General features: G+C 70.9%; 20 protein-coding genes and 1 pseudogene. 10 read left to right on the plus strand and 11 right to left on the minus strand.

The features are described from left to right. Window positions 1-867: 867 nt before the first annotated feature. From GWK61_RS37955 to GWK61_RS37990, 8 genes are all read right to left on the minus strand, one after another. Entirely contained in the window at window positions 868-2757 is a 1890-nt protein-coding gene (locus GWK61_RS37955) for a prolyl oligopeptidase family serine peptidase (protein ID WP_228563610.1), read from the minus strand. 1 nt (window position 2758) lies between these two features. Beyond that, window positions 2759-3808, minus strand: a complete 1050-nt coding sequence (locus GWK61_RS37960) for an ABC transporter ATP-binding protein (protein ID WP_194916543.1) — start codon at window positions 3806-3808, stop codon at window positions 2759-2761. Beyond that, entirely contained in the window at window positions 3805-4866 is a 1062-nt protein-coding gene (locus GWK61_RS37965) for an ABC transporter ATP-binding protein (RefSeq protein ID WP_194916544.1), read from the minus strand. Before GWK61_RS37965 ends, GWK61_RS37960 begins: the two co-directional genes overlap by 4 nt. A 4-nt stretch (window positions 4867-4870) precedes the next feature. Further along, window positions 4871-5782: an ABC transporter permease gene (locus GWK61_RS37970; protein WP_194916545.1), complete on the minus strand. Its 912-nt coding sequence runs from the start codon at window positions 5780-5782 to the stop codon at window positions 4871-4873. Then, a complete protein-coding gene (locus GWK61_RS37975; protein ID WP_194916546.1) occupies window positions 5779-6747 on the minus strand; it encodes an ABC transporter permease in 969 nt (322 codons plus the stop codon). Before GWK61_RS37975 ends, GWK61_RS37970 begins: the two co-directional genes overlap by 4 nt. 259 nt (window positions 6748-7006) lie before the next feature. Further along, entirely contained in the window at window positions 7007-8596 is a 1590-nt protein-coding gene (locus GWK61_RS37980) for an ABC transporter substrate-binding protein (protein ID WP_323747940.1), read from the minus strand. A 287-nt stretch (window positions 8597-8883) separates the two neighbouring features. Beyond that, complete coding sequence (locus tag GWK61_RS37985; protein ID WP_194916548.1) at window positions 8884-10014, minus strand: M20/M25/M40 family metallo-hydrolase; 1131 nt, start codon at window positions 10012-10014, stop codon at window positions 8884-8886. Continuing rightward, window positions 10011-10919: an alpha/beta fold hydrolase gene (locus GWK61_RS37990; RefSeq protein WP_194916549.1), complete on the minus strand. Its 909-nt coding sequence runs from the start codon at window positions 10917-10919 to the stop codon at window positions 10011-10013. Before GWK61_RS37990 ends, GWK61_RS37985 begins: the two co-directional genes overlap by 4 nt. A 178-nt stretch (window positions 10920-11097) precedes the next feature. Here GWK61_RS37990 and GWK61_RS37995 point away from each other — a divergent pair, with 178 nt between their 5' ends. The 10 genes from GWK61_RS37995 (at window position 11098) to GWK61_RS38040 (ending at window position 19208) form a co-directional block, all read left to right on the plus strand. After that, window positions 11098-11979, plus strand: a complete 882-nt coding sequence (locus GWK61_RS37995) for a LysR family transcriptional regulator (protein ID WP_194916550.1) — start codon at window positions 11098-11100, stop codon at window positions 11977-11979. A gap of 69 nt (window positions 11980-12048) precedes the next feature. Then, window positions 12049-13119: a tartrate dehydrogenase gene (locus GWK61_RS38000; protein WP_194916551.1), complete on the plus strand. Its 1071-nt coding sequence runs from the start codon at window positions 12049-12051 to the stop codon at window positions 13117-13119. A 70-nt stretch (window positions 13120-13189) separates the two neighbouring features. Continuing rightward, window positions 13190-13735: an RNA polymerase sigma factor gene (locus GWK61_RS38005; RefSeq protein WP_194916552.1), complete on the plus strand. Its 546-nt coding sequence runs from the start codon at window positions 13190-13192 to the stop codon at window positions 13733-13735. Continuing rightward, window positions 13732-14622 (plus strand): cupin domain-containing protein, encoded by an 891-nt coding sequence (locus tag GWK61_RS38010; protein WP_194916553.1) that lies wholly within the window; start codon window positions 13732-13734, stop codon window positions 14620-14622. Before GWK61_RS38005 ends, GWK61_RS38010 begins: the two co-directional genes overlap by 4 nt. After that, window positions 14619-15488: an ABC transporter ATP-binding protein gene (locus GWK61_RS38015; RefSeq protein ID WP_194916554.1), complete on the plus strand. Its 870-nt coding sequence runs from the start codon at window positions 14619-14621 to the stop codon at window positions 15486-15488. The genes GWK61_RS38010 and GWK61_RS38015 overlap by 4 nt, the downstream gene beginning before the upstream one ends. Continuing rightward, window positions 15485-17101 (plus strand): hypothetical protein, encoded by a 1617-nt coding sequence (locus tag GWK61_RS38020; protein ID WP_194916555.1) that lies wholly within the window; start codon window positions 15485-15487, stop codon window positions 17099-17101. Before GWK61_RS38015 ends, GWK61_RS38020 begins: the two co-directional genes overlap by 4 nt. Next, a complete protein-coding gene (locus GWK61_RS38025; RefSeq protein ID WP_194916556.1) occupies window positions 17092-17730 on the plus strand; it encodes an ABC transporter in 639 nt (212 codons plus the stop codon). Before GWK61_RS38020 ends, GWK61_RS38025 begins: the two co-directional genes overlap by 10 nt. A gap of 24 nt (window positions 17731-17754) precedes the next feature. Beyond that, window positions 17755-18369: a TetR/AcrR family transcriptional regulator gene (locus GWK61_RS38030; RefSeq protein WP_194916557.1), complete on the plus strand. Its 615-nt coding sequence runs from the start codon at window positions 17755-17757 to the stop codon at window positions 18367-18369. A gap of 38 nt (window positions 18370-18407) precedes the next feature. Continuing rightward, window positions 18408-18860 carry a DUF6924 domain-containing protein gene (locus tag GWK61_RS38035; protein ID WP_194916558.1) on the plus strand — a complete coding sequence of 151 codons (453 nt, stop codon included), beginning with the start codon at window positions 18408-18410 and terminating at the stop codon, window positions 18858-18860. A gap of 18 nt (window positions 18861-18878) precedes the next feature. Next, window positions 18879-19208 carry a hypothetical protein gene (locus GWK61_RS38040; protein ID WP_194916559.1) on the plus strand — a complete coding sequence of 110 codons (330 nt, stop codon included), beginning with the start codon at window positions 18879-18881 and terminating at the stop codon, window positions 19206-19208. Between the two features lie 62 nt (window positions 19209-19270). Here the strand turns inward: GWK61_RS38040 and GWK61_RS38045 are convergent, their stop codons facing one another. From GWK61_RS38045 to GWK61_RS38055, 3 genes and pseudogenes are all read right to left on the minus strand, one after another. Next, window positions 19271-19483: a hypothetical protein gene (locus tag GWK61_RS38045; protein ID WP_194916560.1), complete on the minus strand. Its 213-nt coding sequence runs from the start codon at window positions 19481-19483 to the stop codon at window positions 19271-19273. Between the two features lie 71 nt (window positions 19484-19554). Then, complete coding sequence (locus GWK61_RS38050; RefSeq protein ID WP_194916561.1) at window positions 19555-20352, minus strand: alpha/beta hydrolase; 798 nt, start codon at window positions 20350-20352, stop codon at window positions 19555-19557. Next, a pseudogene (locus tag GWK61_RS38055) lies at window positions 20349-20738 on the minus strand (LLM class flavin-dependent oxidoreductase); the annotation flags it as partial. The pseudogene GWK61_RS38055 and the gene GWK61_RS38050, both read right to left, overlap by 4 nt.

A 20738-nucleotide genomic window follows, 5' to 3' on the forward strand; every position in this document is an offset into this window, starting at 1 on the left:
CTGGAGGGGTGGTTCTTACTCCAGGGCTCCGTTGGATTGGGGAGCGGGCGGGCGGTTGGCTGGCTGGCTGGCGGTTGGCGGTTGGCGGTTCGGTGTGGGTGTCAGGGTTCGCTTTTTCAGCGCTCCTGCTCGGGGTGTGGGTGCCGGTATCGGGCGGGGTGATCGGTAGAGCGCCGGGGGTGCGGTTGATCTGTGGTTTTACAGGCGATTTTTACGGCTTCGCACATGGTTGGATGGCCTCGCAGGGGACGCAGTTCGGTTGTGCCCCGAAGGTCGCGCTGGCGGCCGCCGGTTTTCGCGTACACGACCGCGCACTGGTCCAAGTCTGTGCATGCTGCGTCGGCGGGTGGCGGTTTTCGCGTGCAAGACCACGCGTAAGTCCGAGTCACTGCGCACACGTTATGTGGGCGGCTTCCTGCCGCGTTTGGTGGGTGCGTTGAGGCCTCTGGCGGGCCTCCTCGACGAGGGGGCGACCCGCGCGTCCGGCAGTTCGGCGGCGGTCCGTGACTGTTCGGCTTCTCATCCGCTGTTGCCTGCGTTGCGCTGGTCGGTGGCGGTGCTGCTTGTGGTCGCCGAGGTTCTGGGTCCCTCGCCGCGTCATCGCCGTAAACGGAACCAGCCCGCTGACGCGGCGAGGGACCCAGAACCAAACCCCCGGCATGGTCCTTCGGACCCCCTCACCGCGTCGCCAGCAGCGCGCGGCATGTCGCCTTCCGCAGCTGGCAAGGCACCGGTTCTCACCGGCGCCGGAAGCATGGCCGCACCGGTTCGGCTGCCGCGCCGCCGCTCATGCCGACCGCGCCCGCGCGATGCGCCGAGCGCCCCGGCGGGCTCCGGCGCCCGCGCATCAAGTCGGGGCGCCGGGTGTCAGGGTTCGACCGGGCCTGTGGCCCACTTTTGGCCGGCGAGGGCGGCGCGGATCAGTGTCAGGGTGCGTTCGTGGTCGGCGATGGCGTGGGCGCGGCCGGTGATTTCGTGGCCGCCGGGGAACCAGTCGAGGACCACGTCGCCGCCTGTCGCTTCGAGGGCTCGGGCGTAGCCGTAGGCCTGGGCGGGTGGGGTGCGGGTGTCGTAGCGGCCTTGGCGGATCCAGGCTGGGGCGCGGACTTGGTCGATGTAGGTGATCGGGGAGGCTCGGCGGTAGCGGTCGGGGACCTCTTCGAGGGAGCCGCCGATGAAGGCGCGCCAGGCTGCTTGGATGGCGGGGTTCATGTCGCGGTAGGCGGTGGTCCAGTCGGCCAGTGCTACGAAGGCCAGGGCGCCGGCGAACAGGGCGGGGAGGCGGCCCAGGGACAGGAGTGACAGGAAGCCGCCGTAGGAGTGGCCGGTGATGAAGATCCTGGTTGGGTCGGCGATGTCTTGTTCCACGAGCCAGTTCACCGCTGCGGCGATGTCCTCGGTCTCGCGGTCGCCGATGTCGGGGCGGAAGCCTTCGCGGAAGTCCCGGCCGAAGGTGACCGAGCCCCGGTAGTTCAGGGCCGCGTAGCCGATGCCCTCGGCCAGGAATGCCTGTGCCTCGGGGACGTAGCCGTCGACCGTGACCATGTTCGGGCCGCCGTGGACGGACAGCACCAGCGGGCCGGGGCCGGTGGCGCCTTCCGGCCGGGCCGACCAGACCTGGACGGGGGTGCCGTCGGCTGAGGTGACGGTGGCCGAGTGCAGCGGCGTTCCGGCGGGGACCGGTGTTGGCGCCGCGCTGAGGTCCCAGGTCTGCTCGCGCGTCTCGTCGCCGTTCAGGCGCAGTAGTCGCAACGGCTGGTTGAAGCGCGTGTGCAGCAGCCGGATCCCGTGGCCCGGGCCGTAGTGCGAGGCGAAGAGGTTCAGGTGTGCCGCGGCGACGTCCGGGCTGAAGAAGGCGCCCTCGGGGTGCGGCACCGCGCGCAGAGTGGCGGTCGGCAGGTCGTACTCCAGCACCCGGTGCACGCCGGCGTCGACGTGCACCAGCAGCAGCCGCTCGGCGTCGTCGGACCAGTCCAGCGCCACCAGGTCGCCGGCCAGGTCCGGGGCGTCGACGTCGATCCGGGCGCCGTTGGCCGGGTTGAAGACGCAGGGTCGGGCGAAGCCGCTGCGCTCGGTGCTCACCAGGAGGCGGTTGTCGCCGAGGACCGGGGAGAAGCGGACTGCGCGCACTGGGGCGTCGGGGCCGTCGCTGAGCACTGAGACTGTCTTCGCGCCTTCGACGGCGAGGACGGTCACTGCGAAGCGGCGGATACCGGGGTTGTGGTCGGTGGTGTCCACGGACGCGAACAGTCCGTCGGCGGAGATCACGCCGTTCCAGGCCTCGTTCGCCGAGGCGTAGAGACGCCGCGGCACATCGCCCTCGGCGGCGACGTGGAGTTCGAAGCCGTCGTCGGTGACCACGGTGAGGGCGACGCGTCCGCCGGTGCGGGCCACGTCCAAGCCCCGCAGCACGTACGGAGGCAGGCCCGGGGTGAGGTCGACGGCCGCCCCGGTGGCCAGGTCGGTGCGCCAGACGTGCCCGACCTCCGAGCCGTGGTCGTCGCGCATGGCCAGCAGCGAGAGGCCGTCGCGGCCGAGGACCGCCTCCAGGCCGTCGCCGGCGTCGGCGAGGTCGGCCGGAATCGGGGTGACCTCGTCGGTTTCGGCGTCCCACACCGCGAGCGCCAGGCCGTCGGTGTCGTCGGTGACCAGGAGGCTGACGTCCCGCAGGCCGCGGCCCCGGCGGACCTTCACCAGGCGCTGATGCGGGAAGTAGGCGTGCCAGTGGGGTTCGGGGATATCAGGCATGTCAGGCATGTCAGGCTCCGATCAAAGGGGGCGGCTCGGGGTGGTGGCAGGCGACGCGGTGCCCGGGGTCAGGGTCGCCGAGGACGGCGATTTGGGGCGGGGCGGTCGTCGAGCAGATGTCAGTGGCCTTCCAACACCGCGTGCGGAACCGGCATCCGGAGGGCGGGGCGAGCGGGCTCGGCACGTCGCCGCCCAAGACGATCCGCTTGCGGGTGCGCTGGATGCGCGGATCGGGCACCGGCACCGCCGACAGCAGCGCCTTGGTGTAAGGGTGCGCGGGCCGGTCGTACAGCGCCTCGGCCGGGCCCCGCTCGACGATCCGCCCCAGATACATCACCGCCACCTCGTGGCTGATCTGCCGGACCACCGACAGGTCGTGGGCGATGAACAGGTAGCTCAGCCCGAGTTCTGCTTGCAGGTCCTCAAGAAGGTTGATCACGCCGGCCTGCACGGAGACGTCCAGCGCTGACACCGGCTCGTCCAGCACCAGGATCCGCGGCTCCACGGCCAGGGCCCGGGCGATGCCGATGCGCTGGCGCTGCCCGCCGGAGAACTGGTGCGGGAACCGTCCGGCGTGCGCCGGGTCCAGGCCGACCAGCTCCAGCAGCTCGGCCACACGCTCCTCGCGCCGCCCCGGGTGCAGCCCGTGCACCGTCAGCGGCTCGGTGAGCAGGGCCCGGACGCTGAGCTTCGGGTTCAGCGAGGAATAAGGGTCCTGAAACACCAGCTGCACGGTCCGGCGCAGCCGCCGCAACGCGGCGCCCCGGGCCGCGGCGACGTCGATGCCGCCGACCGTGACCTCGCCGCCGGCCGGCCGGACCAGGTTCACCAGCACCCGGCCCAGCGTGGTCTTGCCGCAGCCGGTCTCCCCGACCAGGCCGAGCGTGCGGCCGCGCGGCACCGTCAGGTCGACTCCGGCCACCGCCTGGACCGTGCGGGTCCTGCGACCCATGCGGCCGCGGCCTTTGAGGTGGTATTCGGCGACCAGGTCGCGGACGTCGATGGCCGGCCCGCCGTCGGTCGCGGCAGCCGACTGCGTCACGGCTTCGGCGGCGGTCATCGTGCGGCTCCCATGAGCTCCAGGACGCGTGCGCACGCGCTGTCGTGCCCGGGCGACACCCGCGTCATCGGAAGCTGCGGCACGTCGCAGACCCCTGCGACGGTGTGTGCGCAGCGCGGTCCGAACGGGCAGCCGACCGGCCGGTCGTGCGGCGACGGCGGCTGGCCCGGGATCGGCACGAGGCGCGCCGTCTTGCGGTCCACGCGCGGCAGCGCGGCCAGCAGGCCTTGGGTGTAGGGGTGCGCGGGGGCGTGGAAGAGGTCGTCGACCGGGCCCTCCTCCAGCTTCGTGCCGGAGTAGAGCACCAGCACGCGGTCGGCCAGGCCTGCGACGACGCCGAGGTCGTGCGTGATCAGCACGACCGCGGTGTCGGTGCGCTCCTGCACGCGCTCGATCACCTCCAGCACCTGCGCCTGCACGGTGACGTCGAGCGCCGTGGTCGGCTCGTCGGCGATCAGGATCTCCGGGTCGTTGGCGATGGACATCGCGATCAGGGCCCGCTGGCGCATGCCGCCGGAGTACTCGTGCGGGTACTGGTCCAGCCGTGCCCGCGGGTCGGGGATGCCGACCAGGTCGAGCAGCTCGGCGGCGCGCTCGTGCAGCTCGGCGCGGCTCCGGTCGCGGTGGTGGACGGCGACGGCCTCGGCGAGTTGGGCACCGACCGTCATCATCGGGTTCAGCGCGGACAGCGCGTCCTGGAAGACGATCGCGATCGGGCGTCCGCGGACGTCGCGCATCTGCGTGTCGGACAGGGTCAGCAGCTCCTCGCCGCGCAGCCGGATCGAGCCGGTCACCTCAGTGCCGGACGGCAGCAGCCCCATGATGGCCATCGAGGCGGCGGACTTGCCGGACCCGGACTCGCCGACGATGCCGAGGGTTTCGCCGGCGGCTACGTCGAAGCTGAGCCCGGTCACGGCGGTCACCGGGCCGGCTTCGGAGCGGTAGCGGACGGTCAGGTCGCGGACCGCCAGCAGCGGCGCGGCCGCCGGACCTGCGGCGCCGGTCGGGCGCGCAGAGTTGCTCGCGCCCCCGGAGTTGTTCGTCGCGGCTGTCGTCATTGCCTTAGTGCCTTCCTTGCGGGTCCAGGGCGTCGCGCAGCCCGTCGCCGACGAAGTTCACCGCCAGCACCGTGGCCAGGATCGCCAGGCCCGGCGCATAGAGCAGGTAGGAGTGGGAGGTGCCGACCATGCCGGAGGCCTGGCTGAGCATGGTGCCCCAGCTGGAGCGGGGCGGCTGCACGCCGAAGCCGAGGAAGCTCAGCGTCGACTCCAGGATCACCGAGGCGGCCACCGCCAGCGAGACGTTGACCACGATCACGCCGGTCAGGTTGGGCAGCAGGTGCCGCCACAGGATGCGCCGGGTCGGCACGCCGAGGACCCGGGCCGCGTCGATGTACTCCTTCTCGCGCAGGCTGAGGACCTGGGCGCGCACCACGCGGGCGATGCTGGTCCAGCCGATGCCGGCGAGCACCAGCACGATGGTCGGCGGGGAGGAGCCCAGGCCCTGGATCGCCAGCGCCAGCAACGCGATCGCGGGCACGATGAGGAACAGGTCGGTGATGCGCATGAGCACCTCGTCGACCCAGCCGCCGAAGTACCCGGCGACCGCGCCGAGGAGGGTGCCGAGCGCCGTGGACAGCACGCCCACGCCGAGGCCGATGGCCAGGGACACCTGGCCGGCGTACATGACCTCGGACAGGTAGTCCCGGCCGAGCTCGTCGGTGCCGAGCAGGTGCGCCCCGGACGGCGGGGCGGCGCCGAGCAGCAGGTCCTGGGCGTTGTGCGGGTAGGGCGCGAGCAGGCTGGCGCCGAAGCAGCCGACGGTCAGGGCCGCCAGGACGACCAGGCCGGCGACCGCCACCTTGTGGCGGGCAAAGCGGCGCAGGGCGATCCTCGCCTGGCTGGGCTCACGGTTGTCAGCCGCCTTACTCGCCTTCTCGGTGTCGATCTCGGGGCCGATCTTGGTCTCGGTCATCGTAGATTCACCCGGGGGTCCAACAGGGCGTACGCGGCGTCCGCCAGCAGATTGAAGAGGATCATGGCGAGCGCGATCACCAGCATCCACGGCACGAGGGTGAACACGTCGCCGGCCAGCATCGAGTCCAGGAACAGCCGTCCCATGCCGGGGATGGAGTAGATCTGCTCGGTCACCACCAGCCCGCCGACCAGCAGCGCGGCGTCCATGGCGACCACCGTCACGAACGGGGCCAGCGAGTTGCGCAGCGCGTGCCGGATCAGGATCCGCCGACGCGGCACGCCCTTGGCCCGCGCGGTACGCACGTAGTCCGAACCCAGCGACTCCACCAACGCCGCCCGACTGAAGCGCGACCACCCGGCCACCAGCCCGACGGTCATGGTCAGCACCGGCAGCACCAGATGCCGCAGGTAGTCCAGGTTCACGCCGTGGGAGCCCGGCGAGTGCAGGCCGATGAAGTAGAACGGCGGGTCGGCCATGCCGAACTGCTGCTGCGGCCAGATCGCCAGGGCCTGGATGAGGATCAGACCGACCCAGAACGCTGGCATCGCAATACCCAGATATGACAGCGCGGTGAACCCGTAGTCGCCCACGGAGTACTGCCGCGACGCCGAGTACAGCCCGACGGCCAACGCCAGCACCGCCGCGAACAGCACGCCCCAGACCACCAGCTGCGCGGTCGTGGCGAGCGCGGACCCGATCATGGTGGAGACGGCACCGCCGGTGCGGGTACTGGTACCCCAGTCGCCGGTGACGAACGCCTTCATCCACCGCAGGTACTGGACGGGGACCGGCCGGTTCAGGCCCAGCCGGGCGGTCTCACGCGGCAGGGCGGTCGGGTCGTGGGACTGCCGGAGCTTGGCCAGCGGGTCGAAGGTCGCGCGCACCGCCCAGAACAAGAGGAAGGACGCGATGATCACGACCGGCACGGAGGTGGCCAGGCGGCGGGCCAGGAAGGTCAGCATGGTGCCGCCTCCGAGGCTTGCGGTGCCGGCGACAGGGACGGCGGCCGCGAGTGCGAGTGCGGCGGCCAGGTCTGCGGCAGAAGAGGCACCGGCGCGGACTGATGCGGCAGCGGCGAGGGCAGCCGCTGTGACAGTGCCAGCGGTTGCGGGCCCGGATGCGGCAGCTGCGGCACAGGCTGCGATTGCGGATGCGTGTGCTGCGGTGGCACCGGCTGCGCGTGCTGGCGCTGCGGCAGAAGCAAAGTCGTCGTCCGCCTCATCACGAGACCAGCCCCCACTCCGCGAGGTTCCACCAAGGCCCCTCCGAAGGATTGATGCTGATCGGCCCGCCGACGCGCTTGTTCCACAGCAGCACGTTCGGGACCGCGCTCATCGGCAGCGACACCACGTTGTTCGCGATGAACGTGTCGGCTCCGAGCGCGGCCTGGCGGCGGGCGGTCTCGTCGGTGGTGTTCGCGACCTTGCCCAGCAGCTGGTCCAGCTGGGGGTAGTTCGAGCGGATGAAGTTGATGCCGGCCTGGCCGTTGGCCGGGCCCGGGATGTTCTGCGAGGCGAAGCTGGCGTCCAGGGTCGGGGCCGGGAAGGTGTCCACGATGGTCCACAGCCCGAGGTCGAAGTCGCCGGCCGGGGCGGTCTTGCTGAACAGTTCGGCGGCGGTGCTGTTCTTGATGGTCAGGGTGAACCCGGCCTGCTTGAGCTGGGCCTGGAGCACCTGCTCGATCAGCTCGCGGCGCTTGTTGCCGGACAGCGAGGTGATGGTGAACGCCGCCGGGCGGCCGTCCTTGGCCCAGATGCCGTCGCCGTTCTTCGCCCAGCCCGCGCCGGTCATCAGGGCCGTGACCTTCGCCAGGTCCAGGTGGTAGGCGGAGAAGTCAGTGCCCGCATAGCGCGACAGCATCGGGGAGTTGAAGCTCTGCGCCGGGTTCGTGACGCCCAGCGGCCCGTACAGCCGCGTCACCAGCGCCTGGCGGTCGACGGCGTACGCCACGGCCTGGCGCACCGCGGTGGAGTCGAACGGGAACTTGGCGTTGTTCATCCACAGCGCCTCCAGGTTCCCCGACTGCGCGTCGGTCTGGATGCTCGCGTTCGGCAGCCCGGCCTTGATCTGGTCGATGACGTCCAGCTGCGGCGACGGATACAGCGCGTCCAACTGCCCGGAGCGGAACGCCTGGAAGGCCGCGGCCGTGTCGGCGGTGAACTGGAACGTCACCTTGTCCAGGTGCGGCTTGGGACCCCAGTACTTGTCGTTGGGCACCAGCGTGACGCTGCTCCCCCGCACCCACTGCTCGATCTTCCAGGGCCCGCCGCTGAAGCTGTACCCGTTCTTCATCACCGCGTCCCGGTCCTTGCCGGCCAGCAGATGCGACGGCAGCACCCCGTAGTCGCCGCTGAACAGCGCCTTCCAGTTGCCGAACGACTTGCTGAGCGTCACCACGGCGGTCAGCGGGTCCGGGGTGTCGATCGAGGTGATGAGGCTGTACCCGGTCTTGTCGAAGATGTCCTGGCCGTCGCGGACCTGCAGCGCGGTGTACTTCAGGTCGGCGGAGGTGATCGGCTGCCCGTCGGACCAGACCGCCTTCGGATTCAGCCGGTAGGTGATCTTCGGCTGCGCGTCCCCGCTGATCGCCGGCTCGCCGGCCATCAGCGGCGAAGCCACCGGCACCCAGTCGGCACCCTGCTTGGCGACTGTGAACACCTGCGGGATCGTCTCGTTCTTCATGATGTACTCGCCCCACACCGCGCCACTGCACGTGCCGAGCCAGTCCGCGCAGTCCGGCTCCTGCTCGGCGCCGATGACCAGGCTGCCGCCTTGGCGCACGGCCACCGGAGCCGCGGTCTGGGTACGCACGGCCGACCCGGCCGCCGGGTTCGCGGAGCCACCGCCGCAGCCGGCCAGCACCAGGGAAAGGGAAAGGCCTGCGACGACAAGGGCGACCGGCCCAGTGCGGCGAGTGCGGCGAATGCGACTGGTGCGGCGAATGCGGCCGATGCCGCGTGGGGTATTGCTCAGCTGCCGGTTCATTGTTTGTCAACCTCTTCTCAACCGGTGCGCCGATAGTGAGGGGCAGCGATACCGGTCGTGTCAGTGAGCGATGGGAAAGGGAATGGTGGGTGCGGGTACTGCGGGACCCGCTGTCAGCGCAGGGCTTCGATCAGCCCGGCGACCAGAGCCGCGCGTTCGAGCAGGGATTCCTCAGCGACCCATTCGTGACGGGCATGCGCACCGGCACCGCGAGGGCCGAGGCCGTCCAGCGTCGGGATCCCCAAGCCGGCGGTGAAGTTGCCGTCCGAGCCGCCGCCGACCCGAGCCGCGCCCAACGACGGCAAACCGCGCTCGCGGGATACCTTCCGTGCCAGGTCCAGCAGGTCATCAGACATGGCCTGCTCCAGCGGCGCCCGGTTGATACCGCCGGACACCTCCAAACGAGCCTCGGGGTGCCGAGGCGCGAGGGCGTGCAGCGCGGCGTCGACACGCTGCAGCTCGGTCAGCTGCCAGGCGCGCACATCGACGGCGAAAACAGCAGCCTCTGGCACCGTATTGGTGGTGGTGCCCGCAGTCGCGACAGTCGGAGTAACAGTCGTGCCGGCGTCACCGTCGCCAAGCCCGGCCACGGCGAGCACCTGGCTGGCCAGCTCGATCAGAGCGTTGACACCGGCCTCGGGTTCGAGCCCGGCATGCGACGCACGGCCCTGCACAGCGACCCGGTACAAGCCCACGCCCTTACGCGCGACCTTGGCGGCGTCACCTTCGCCAGGCTCCAACACCAACACCGCCGCGCAGTCCGCAGCAGCGGATTCGACCAGCGCGCGAGACGTGGGAGACCCGGTCTCCTCGTCCCCGGTCACCAGCACGCTGACGTGCTCCAAGCCCCCGCGAACGGCGGCTAAGGCAAGCGCCTCCCACCCGATCACCAGACCGGCCTTCATATCGAAGGCTCCAGGTCCGGTCAGGTGGCCGCTCTGGCGAGCGAAGGGACGTTCAGCCAGCGTCCCCAACGGCCAGACCGTATCGGCATGACACAGCAGCAGCACACCGCCGGGCGCCCCGGATCGCTTGGGCCAGAACAGGTGCGGAACCTCGTCACGCACCAAGCGGTGCGGCGTGCCCAAACCCGCCGGAGCCCAGGCGGTCAGCAGGTCGTAGCACGCGTGCAAGCCCGCGGCGTACCCGGACGGAGTCTCGTGCCCGACCAGCTCGGCCAGCCGTGACACCGCGCGCTCGGTGGCAGCCGCCGGACCGGTGCCGAGATTGTCAGCAGCAGTCATGAGGACCACCCCTGCCGAGCCAGGAACTCCCCGAGCACCGACGCCGTGGCCTCCGGCGCCTCCTCGGGCACGTAGTGGTCGCACGGCAATCCCTGCCCGATGACCACCTTCGCGTAATCGCGCCACACATCCAGCACGTCGTAACTCCGTCCGACGAAACTGTGCTCTCCCCACAACGCCAGCACCGGACACTGCACGAGCCGACCCGCAGCCGCGTCCGCCTCGTCGTGTTCCAGATCGATGCCCGCCGCAGCCCGGTAGTCCTCGCACGAAGCGTGGATCGCCGCCGGATCGGAGAAGCACCGCACGTACTCGGCCATGGCCGTGGGATGGAACGGCGTACCGCCATGATGCCGGGCCTGCATCCGGGTCCGGACCCAGAACCCGGGGTCGGCGCCGATCAGGTGCTCTGGGATGCCGTTGCCGGCAGCCAGGAAGAACCAGTGGTAGTACCCCAGAGCGAAGTGCGTGTCGGCGGTGGCGAACGTGTGCCGGGTGGGCACGATGTCCAGCACCGCCAGCGCCGCGACCGCGTCCGCGTAGTCCAGCGCGAGCCGGTGCGCGACCCGGCCGCCCCGGTCGTGGCCGGCCACCGCGAAGCGCTCGAAGCCCAGCTCGCGCATCACCAGATACTGGTCGGCCGCCATGGCGCGCTTGCTGTAGGCGGCGTGTCCCGGCGCCGCGGACGCCGGCTTGTCGCTGTCGCCGTAGCCGCGCAGGTCGGTGAGCACCACCGTGTACCGCGAAGCCAGCAGCGGCGCGACCCGGTGCCAGATCACGTGCGTCTGCGGGTAGCCGTGCAGCAGCAACAACGGCGGCCCGTCGCCGGCCACGCGCACGTTCACCCCGACGCCCTCGGCGTCCACGCGCCGAGCGGTGAAACCCGGTAGCAGCTCGTCGTTCATGCCCTGATCACAGCAACCCGTCCGGCGGCCTGTCCAAGACACGTCGGTGATGTCTCTGATAGGAACGCCCTATCTGCGGTGCTGAACCGGGACGCCGGGACCGCCGGGACCGGCGTCGCGGGCGAGGTCGAGAGCGGGTTCAGAGCGGGTTCAAGAGCGGGGTGAAGGGCGGTGCGAGATGGACGTCCGGCAGCTGGAGTACTTCCTGGCGATCGTGGATTCCGGCGGCTTCAGCCGGGCCGCCACCGCGCTGTACGTGTCCCAGCCGTCGCTGTCCCAGGCCATGCAGGCCCTGGAGCGCGACCTGGGCAGCGACCTGTTCCACAGGATCGGCCGCCGCGCGGTCCTCACCGAGGCCGGCACCGCGCTGATCGAGCCGGCCCGGGCCGCGGTGCGCAGCCTGGAGCTGGCGCGGGCCAGCGTGGGCACGGTGCAGGCGCTGCGCGGCGGCGCGCTGGACATCGCGGCCATGCCCTCGCAGGCCGTGGAGCCGCTGAGCACGCTCATCCAGCGGTTCGCCGTCCGGTATCCCGACGTCGTGGTCCGGATCCGAGCCGCCTTCACCCCGCGGGACGTGGTCGAACTGGTCCGCACCGGCGCCTGCGAGCTGGGGCTGGTCGCCACACCCGGACCGCTGGCCGAGCGCGGCGTGGTCACGCACCGCACCTGGGAGCAGCGGTTCGTGCTGGTCACGCCGCCGGACGGGCCGTTCCCGGCCGGCGTGCCGGTGAACTGCGCGGCGCTGAGCGGGCACCGGCTGATCGTCGGACAGCGCGGCACCGGGATGCGGATGTTCGTGGACAGCCTGCGCCACCAGGGGATCGAGGTCGGCATCGCGGTGGAGAGCGAGCACCGGGTCTCCATCCTGCCGCTGGTGCTGGACGGCGTCGGGTTCGCAGTGGTCACCGAGGCCTGGCGGGAGCTGGCCGAGCGGACCGGGGCGCTGGTGCTCGACCTGGAGCCGCGGGCCGCGCTGCACGTCGCGCTGGTCAGCCGGACCGCTGAGCTGACCCCGGCGGCGCGCGCCTGCCTGGAGCTGGCGGCGGCACACCACCGATAGGCCTGCCCTATCAGAAGCATCGCCGATCGGTCTTGGACGCCCTCTCCGGGGCGTTGATGCAATCAGCCCATGACGAAACACCGCATCGCGCTGATCCCGGGCGACGGCATCGGCACCGAGGTCGTGCCCGCCGCCCGCCGGGTCCTGGAGGCCGTCGGGGCCCGCCACGGCCTGGAATGGGAGTTCACCGAGTTCGACTGGTCCTGCCGGCGCTACCTGCGCCAGGGGGCGATGATGCCGGAGGACGGGCTGGAGCGGCTGCGCGAGCACGACGCGATCCTGCTGGGCGCGGTCGGCTACCCCGGGGTGCCGGACCACGTCTCGCTGTGGGGCCTGCTGATCCCGATCCGGCGCGGGTTCCAGCAGTACGTGAACCTGCGGCCGATCAAGGTGTTCGAGGGCGTCCCGTCCCCGGTGCGCGGCGCGCTGCCCGGCGAGGTGGACTTCGTGGTGGTGCGGGAGAACGTCGAGGGCGAGTACAGCGAGATCGGCGGCCGCATGAACCGCGGGTTCCCCGACGAGCTGGCGGTGCAGGAGGCGGTGTTCACCCGCGCCGGGGTGACCCGCGTCGTGGACTACGCCTTCGCCCTGGCCGAGCGCCGCCGGGGTCGGCTGACCTCGGCGACGAAGTCCAACGGGATCGTGCACACGATGCCGTTCTGGGACGAACTCGTCGCCGAGCGCGCGGCCCGGCATCCGGCCGTGAGCTGGGACCAGGAGCACATCGACGCCCTGGCCGCCAAGCTGGTCCTGGACCCGGCCCGCTTTGACGTGGTGGTCGGCAGCAACCTGTTCGGCGACATCCTCAGCGACCTGGCCGCCGCGGTGGCCGGCAGCATCGGCATCGCCCCCTCGGCGAACCTCAACCCCGAGCGCGCGCACCCCTCGATGTTCGAACCCGTCCACGGCTCGGCCCCCGACATCGCCGGGCGCGGCATCGCCAACCCGGTCGGCGCCATCTGGTCCGCCGCGATGATGCTGGAGCACCTGGGGCATCCGGACGCCGCCGAGGATGTCAACGCCGCCATAGCCGCCGCGCTGGCCGACGGGACGGTGCTCACCCCGGACCTGGGCGGCTCGGCCGGGACCAAGGAGGTCACCGAATACGTGGTGGAGCTGGTGGAGGCTGCGGCACGATAGCCGCGAACTCCGGCCGCAAACTCCGACCCCGACCGTGAACCGTTCGCGGCGCCCGATCCGATGAAGGGGCGTGAGTGCGGTCAGCGACGTCGAGTTGCTCGTGTCGATCGCGGCGGGCGACCGCCGCGCCTTCGAGGCGTTCTACCGGCGGCATGCGAGTTGGCTGACGCTGCGGCTGCGGTATCGCTGCCCGGACGGCTCCCTGGTCGACGACGTCGTCCAGGAGACGTTCCTGGCGATCTGGAGCGGTTCGGCGCGGTTCCGCGACGAGCAGGCGTCCGCCGACGTCGCGGGGTGGCTGTGGCGGATCGGCTCGCGCCGCCTGATCGACGCGCTGCGCGCGCACGGCGCCCGGCAACGCCTGGCGCGGATGTTGACGCTCGGCCGATGGCGCGAGGAGCCGTCGGCCGAGCAGGAGCTCCTGCTCGGCATCGAGCACGGCGACCTCGGCGGCGCGCTGGCCCGGCTCTCGCCCGAGCTGCGCGCGGTGCTCCAGGCGACGGTGCTGGACGGCCTGACCACCCGCGAGGCGGCCGTCCTGCTGGAGATCCCGGTCGGCACCGTCAAGACCAGGGCGATGCGCGCGCGGCGGCAACTGCGTCAGGAGCTGGCATGACACAGGGTTCGGAGGCCGTCGTGGATCCCGGCGAGTGGCATGTGGCGGAGGAGGAGTTGCGGCACTACGCCGCCGGCGAGTGCACACCGCCGTCGCTGTGGTCGACCGAAGCGCATCTCACCGCGTGTCAGACGTGCCGGCTGAAGCTCGCCGAGCTGGCCGATCCCGCGCAGCTCGCGGCAGGCTGGTCGCGTCTGGACGCCGCGATGGACGCGCCGGTGCCCGGGCGGCTGGAACGGTTGCTGGTGCGCGTGGGGGTCCCCGAGGCCACGGCCAGGTTGCTCGCCGTCACGCCGGTGCTAAGGCTTTCCTGGTTCGCGTCCATCGTTGTGGTCCTCCTGGTGAGCACGGCATCGGCGCACCTGGCGAACGCGGTGTCCACGCCGATCGTGTTCCTCGCGCTGGCCCCGCTGCTCCCGCTGGCCGGCGTCGCAGTGTCCTTCGGTCCGCGCGTCGACCCCTCCTACGAACTCGCGTTGGTGGCGCCGCTGCAAACCTTCCGGCTCCTGCTGTTGCGGTGTGCCGTCGTGCTCGCCACCACCAGCTTGCTGAGTTTCGCGGCGGCCCTGGCGCTGCCCGAGTACGGACTGGTGGCCCTCGGCTGGGTTCTGCCCTCGCTCACCCTCACGCTGCTCAGCCTGGCGTTGACGCCGCGGCTCGGGCCGCTCACCGCCGTCGCCGTGGTCACCGCGGGCTGGATCGCCCTGCTGGCGGTCACCGTCCATCCCCACACCGGCAGGTCCGTGGTGTTCGCGCTCGGCGGTCAGCTGGCCATGGCAGCCGTGGGTGTGTCGGCCGCCGTCGTGCTGCCGCGTCTGCGCTCCCGCTTCGAGTCCGACCGCCACCCCGACCTCGTCGCGCGCCGCGTCACCAGGAGGACTCCATGACCGCTCCCACCGTCGCCGCGCGTGCTCTGACGCTGCGGTACGCGCGGACGTTGGCGCTGGACGACGTGTCGCTGAACATGCACGACGGGGTCACCGGGCTGCTCGGTCCCAACGGCGCGGGCAAGACCACGCTGCTGCGGATCGTGGCGACCGCGATGACGCCGGACAAGGGTGAGCTGACGGTCCTCGGACACGATCCGCACAGCCCGGCCGGTCGGCTCGCGGTGCGCCGCCGCCTCGGCTACCTGCCTCAGAGCCCTGGTTTCCATCCGAGCTTCACGGCTTTCGCCTTCGTGGATTACGTGGCGATCCTGAAGGAACAGACGAATCGCGGACAGCGCCACGAGGAAGTGCGCAGGGTCCTCTCCGTGGTCGGTCTGGACGCGCACCGCGGCAAGAAGATCAAGGCTCTGTCAGGCGGGATGCGTCAGCGGGTCGCGCTGGCGGCGGCGCTGGTCGGCGACCCGGACCTGCTGGTCCTCGACGAGCCGACCGTCGGGCTGGATCCCGAGCAGCGGCTGAGGTTCCGCGAGCTGATCGCCGAGCTGGGCGAGCGGCGTACGGTCCTGCTCTCCACGCACCAGACCGAGGACGTGATGACGCTCTGCCGGAAGGTGGTCGTCCTGGACCGGGGTCGGATCCTGTTCGAGGGCACCCCGACCGACCTCGCCGACCTGGCGCGGGGCCGGGTCTGGACGAGCCCGGCGCGCGAGCCGGGCGCGCTGGCCGCGTGGCGTACCGGGACTGGTTCCTATCGCAACGTCGGCCATCCTCCGGGCGGCGCCCAGCTGATCGATCCGACGCTCGAAGACGGGTATCTGATGCTGATCGAGCGCCCCGGTTCGGCTGACGAGGTGTCGCCGTGACGCAGACGCTCCCCGCCCGGCCGAACCCGGCCGCCGAGCCGCCCGCGTCGGATCGCGCCGCGCGGCGCAGGGCCCTGACACACCTGAGCCGTTTCGAGGCCGCCCGGCTGATCCGTCACCCGGGCACCGTTCTGGCGCTGGTTGTGCTCCTCGTCGTCCTCTGCGCGATCACGGACACCCGCACGGTGCACTTCCCGGTTCTCCAGGACGCCGACCAGCTGGCCCAGATGCCGGTGGCCTTGCTGCTCGGCGGGACCGCGTTGATCCAGAGCAATCTGGCCGTGCTGCGGTCCCATCGGCACGGGACGGCCGGAACGCTCGACGTCCTGGTCCTGCCGACGCGGTGGCGCACCGCCGCGCATCTGCTCGCGTTGGTGCCGTTGGCGATGGTGACCGCGCTGATCGTCGCGGTGCACATCGTCTATCTCGCCACGCGCACCGGGGCGGTCGGCACGGTGAGCCTCGACGAGCTCGCGACCGGACCGGTGGTCGTGCTGCTCTTCGGCGCCGTCGGCGTCCTTCTCGGCCGCGTGACGCGCTCGGTCGTGGTCGGGCCGCTGCTGATGGTGGTGCTCACCGCCGTCGCGTTGCTGACGGTGTCGCTGATCGCGCCGAGCTCCAGGAAGCCCGACTGGTTCCTCCCCTTCACTGCCTCGTCGGGGGGCGATCCGCTGTATGGGACCGTGTCGCTGCCGGTGAATCTGATGACCAGGCCCACTGGTCGTCACCTGGTCTATCTCCTGGGCCTGCTCGCTCTGATCACGACGGCGGCCCTGATGCGCGGCGAGCGAAGGCGCGGACTGCTTGTCGCCGGTGCCGTAGGACTCGCCGTCACCGTCGCTGCAGGAGTGGCACAGACGCTCCCGCCCGATGCGTCGATCGTGGCGGCTCGATCCGCTGCCACCACGCGGCCGTCCTCGCAGCAGCGGTGTCAGCGCATTGAGAACGTCGCCTACTGCACGTTCCCCGGCTTCTCGCCGTGGGTCACCGACTGGAACACCGTTGTGCGTGGCGTGCTGCGGCGGGTTCCCGACCAGCTGGCGGCGCAGCCGCTGGCCGTGCGGCAGCGGATCATCGCCCCGAATGCGAGCTCGCAGAACACGGGCAGCGGGGTCGCGCCTCCGGTCCCGGTGGCGCAGTGGCACGCGGACGACGTGGCCGCCGACACCCCCGATGCGCTCACGGCCGGCACCTGGTGGGGAGACGGCTGGTCGGAGACCGGGCTGGCCGGACGCGTGGCGTATGAGGTGATCAGCCGGTCCGGGCCGGGCGTGAGCGGGGAGTTGTGTCAGAGCCGTGGCGTGCTGGTCGGATGGCTCGCGGCGCAGGCGACGGCCGGCACGAAGGCCGGCCTGCGCGCGATGGCCGACGGCAGTGGCGGCGGCGTCGCCTTCACCGAGGCCGGGTTCGGGGGCGGTCTCTACCTCCCGGCGCGGGAGCTGGCGATGGTGTGGACGCTGCTGGATCAGCCTGCTGACAAGGTGGGCGGCCTCGTGCTTCAACACTGGGACAAGCTGTCGGCACGCACGACGACGATCGAGCAGGCCGCAGCACTTCTCGGAGTGCCCGCACCTCCGGCTCAGGGTTCGGATGGCGAGCAGCAATGCCTGTGACCGTGCGCGTCGCAGCCGCATTGCTGCGCCCGACGGTGCGAGCCACGCACTGGGGACCGTTTCTCGCCACGACCGCCACGGGCCTGACGATCGTGTGTGTGCCAGCCGCGTTCACCGACCGGATGCTGCCCGGAACGCTGGTGACGCTGCTGCGGCTGGCGGCGGTGTGCGCCGCGCTCGGTGCGACGTTCTTGCTCGACGACCCTTCCGCCCCGACGACGGCAACCACCGCCACACCGCGCCTGGTGCGTCAGCTGGTCCGAACGCTGGTGGTGCTTCCGGCGCTGGCGGCGTCGGTGTGCATCGCCTGGTGGATCGCCTCCGCGCTCCACAGCTCCGGAATTCCGGATCCGCTCGAGACTCTGGGCATCGAGGCGGCAGCGCTTTACGCCACGGCACTGGCTATCGCCGCAGCTCGACTGCGCGGCTCGCTCGACGGCGTCGCCGGGCCGTTCGCCGTCGCCGTCCTGCTGCTCGCGATCGGCGTCACACTCCTGCTCCCGGAGAGCATCACACTGTTCCCGTCACCGAGCGCCCCCCGGTGGCACCAGGTACATGTCCAATGGACAGCCATCCTCACCATCGCAGTACTCGGATATCTGTGGGCTGCTTCGGACCACGTCCGCTGAATCGGAAAGGAGCTGGAACGCATCATGGCCGCCGCTCGGGAGTATCAACGCAAGGCCGAGGAGGTCCTCGCCGCCGCAGAGGAGCTCTTCTTACGGTACGGCTACACCGACACGACGATGCAGGTCGTGGCGGCTCACGCCGGCGTCGCGAAGGCCACCGTCTACAGCAACTTCCCCACCAAGGACGCCTTGTTCGAGGCGGTCGTCGGGCGCCGCGCCGAGGTCAACGCCGTGGGCGCCGAGCACATCGACCTGGAGTCCCGCGACACCCGCGCGACCCTGGTCGAGCTGGCCACCTGCTTCCTGTCGGCCATCTACTCGCGCGAGCAACTCGAACTCCTGCGCACCGTAGTGGCCGACGCACGCCGCTTCCCCCACCTCGGCGCCCTCGTCGTCGAGGGCGCGGGTCTGGAGACACGCGCGAGGATCCGCGAGTACTTCTCCCGCCTCATGGCGCGCGGCGAGCTCCAGATCAGCGACCTGGACATGGCGGTCGAGTACTTCCTGGCCATCGTGAAGGCCGACAGGCACGTGAAGCTGCTGCTGAGCCAGGACGTGGACATCGCCCCGGAGACCATCCACGCGATCGCGGAGGGCGCGGTGGACATCTTCCTGGACGGGTCCCGCCCGCGCGGGTGAATCGGCCGCCTGTCGGCGGGGACGGCTGGGCTCCCGGCATGCCTGAGCCGATGGACACCCGCGTAGACACCCGCGCCGTGCGGGCTTGGCTGAGGCGGAACGGCGTGGAGATCTCGGATCGCGGTCGCATTCCGAGCGATCTCATAGCTCGGTACGAGCAGGCACACGGGCTCGACCGGATTCCCGACGACGAGGGCCGCGCGCTTCCACTGCTGCCTCATTACCGCCACGGCGCGCTGCTCGTCCGCACCGATTTCTCCGACGACGATGCCTGGCTCGCGGTGGTCACTGCGGTGTTGGCGCCAACGGTGGAAGGCTTCACAGCGCTCGTCGAGATCTGTGAGGATCGCGCGTTCGCGGACCTGCCTCCGGACCGGCTCACGGCCCACCCGTCGGCCGTGCAAGTTATCGAGGACAACCTGACCCGTGCCAATATGTGGTTCCAGGACTTCGTGCTCCAAGCCGACCCGGACAGCGTGCTGCGTCTCTAAGGAAAACGTGGGGGTCTCATGTTCCTCAAGAACACAGAGTCGGTCGCTGCCTACCCGCGGACTCCGCGCTGGTGGGCGGTGCCCTTGGTGGCGACTATCGCGATCCTGGTCATCAGTGTGGCAAGCCTGGTTACCGCAGAGGGCCGGAACTCGCGGCAAGGTATGGGAGGGATTGCCGTCTACTTCCTCGTGCTCCTCAGCTTCTTCGCCCTGTGCGGGATGTGGGCATCGGCTGCGTTTCCGGCGGGGAAGGCCTCGCGTCCGGATCGAGTCCCGCCTGCGGTGTTCGGGTTCCTCCTCCTCACAGCGGTGTTCCTGGTCGGCGCTACGCGGATCGCGTTCGTCTAAGCACCAGCAGGCGCGGGCGCCCCGAGCTTGCGACTCGGGGCGCCCGGCGAAGTCAGTGCGTGTCAGAGCCCGTACTCGATCGCGGTCGCGCCCGGCGAGGCGGCCCCATACTCGATCGCGGTCGCGGCCGGCGACACACCGAGGGCGTACTCGACGGCCGTCGGGTCCGGTGAAACGACCCCGTGCTCGGCGGCACTGGAAGGCGCCGCGGTCACTATGAGCGCGATGCCCGTCGCGGCAGCCAGTCCGCCGAGGCGCTTGAAGGCAGATTTCATAGCGGTCTCTCCTATCGGGATTCAGATGGCTCTCACTACGACGGTAGCCGACTCAGCGCATCAGGGCTCTGTCATCTGGCCAATGCGAGGTTCTGCCGGCTCTCCACGCTGATGAGAGGAGCCAGCTCCGGTCCCCCGCGCAGCCGTTCCAGCCACTGCACCACCTCGGCTGCGACGGTCCGGTGCATGATGTCGTTCAGCACGTCATGCCGACCGTCGGTGGTCACCGCCAGCTCGGCATGGGGAAGCCGGGCCGCGACGCCACGTGCGATGTCGACTGCAGCGACCGAGTCGGCTCCGCCGTGCAGCAGTAACACCGGGACGGCCACGTCTTCGAGCCGAGGCCCGGAGAGGACCGCCGCGAGATGGGACGGGACCGGGTCCGACAGGCTGCCTCGGCCGAAGTCGACGTCGGCGCTGAGCCGGGCCCGATGGGTAGGGCAGCTTGTGCGCGCGGCGAGTTCGTGGTCCCAAGCTGCTTCGTCCTCATCGGAAGGCGGAGCCGGGATGTCAGTGTCAGAGTCGGGCAGCCCGACAAGCAGCAGTCCATCCACCTTCACGCCACCGAGCTCGGCCAATATCAGGGCAAGAGCTTGCAGCGCACCGGTGTCCGAACCGGCCAGCACGACCGGTACGCCAGGAGCCGCATCGGCGACCAGTTCGCCCACTGCGTACGACACGGCGCCGAGCTCGTCATCCGCCGAGCTGTCGAGCGCATGCACCACGTACGCGTCCAGGGCCAGCCGCCGACCGAAGCGCTCGTAGACACCACCGTGCTCGCCGCGACCGGGGAGCAGGATCACCGTCCCCCGCACCAAGGGTCCGTCGGGCGCCGGCACCCAGGTGTGCGTCGACTCCGCGGCCGTCACAGCTCCGCTCCGGCGGCCGCACCGACCAGCGCACCAGCGTCGGCACCGGCGCCAGCCTCGCCACCGCCACCGGCGCCAGCTCCAGCTCCAGCTCCAGCCCCGGCCTCGCCACCAGCACCAGCACCAGCGTCCCGCCGCGCCACTTCCTCCCGAACCAGCGGAAGCAAGTGCCGCCCATAATCGATCGCATCGTCAAGCGGGTCGTACCCCCGAATCAGGATCGTCGTGACCCCGATGTCGATGTAGTCCAACAGCGCCTGCGCAACCGTCTCCGGCGTCCCGACCAGCGCCGTCGAGTTCCCTCCCGCACCGGTAGCCTTCGCCGGCGCCGTCCACAACGCCCGGTCGTGCCGGTCGGCCTTCGCCGCCGCCGCCAACAACCGCTG

Origin of the sequence: Catenulispora rubra (assembly GCF_015356825.1) — a bacterium.
Taxonomy (GTDB): domain Bacteria; phylum Actinomycetota; class Actinomycetes; order Streptomycetales; family Catenulisporaceae; genus Catenulispora; species Catenulispora rubra.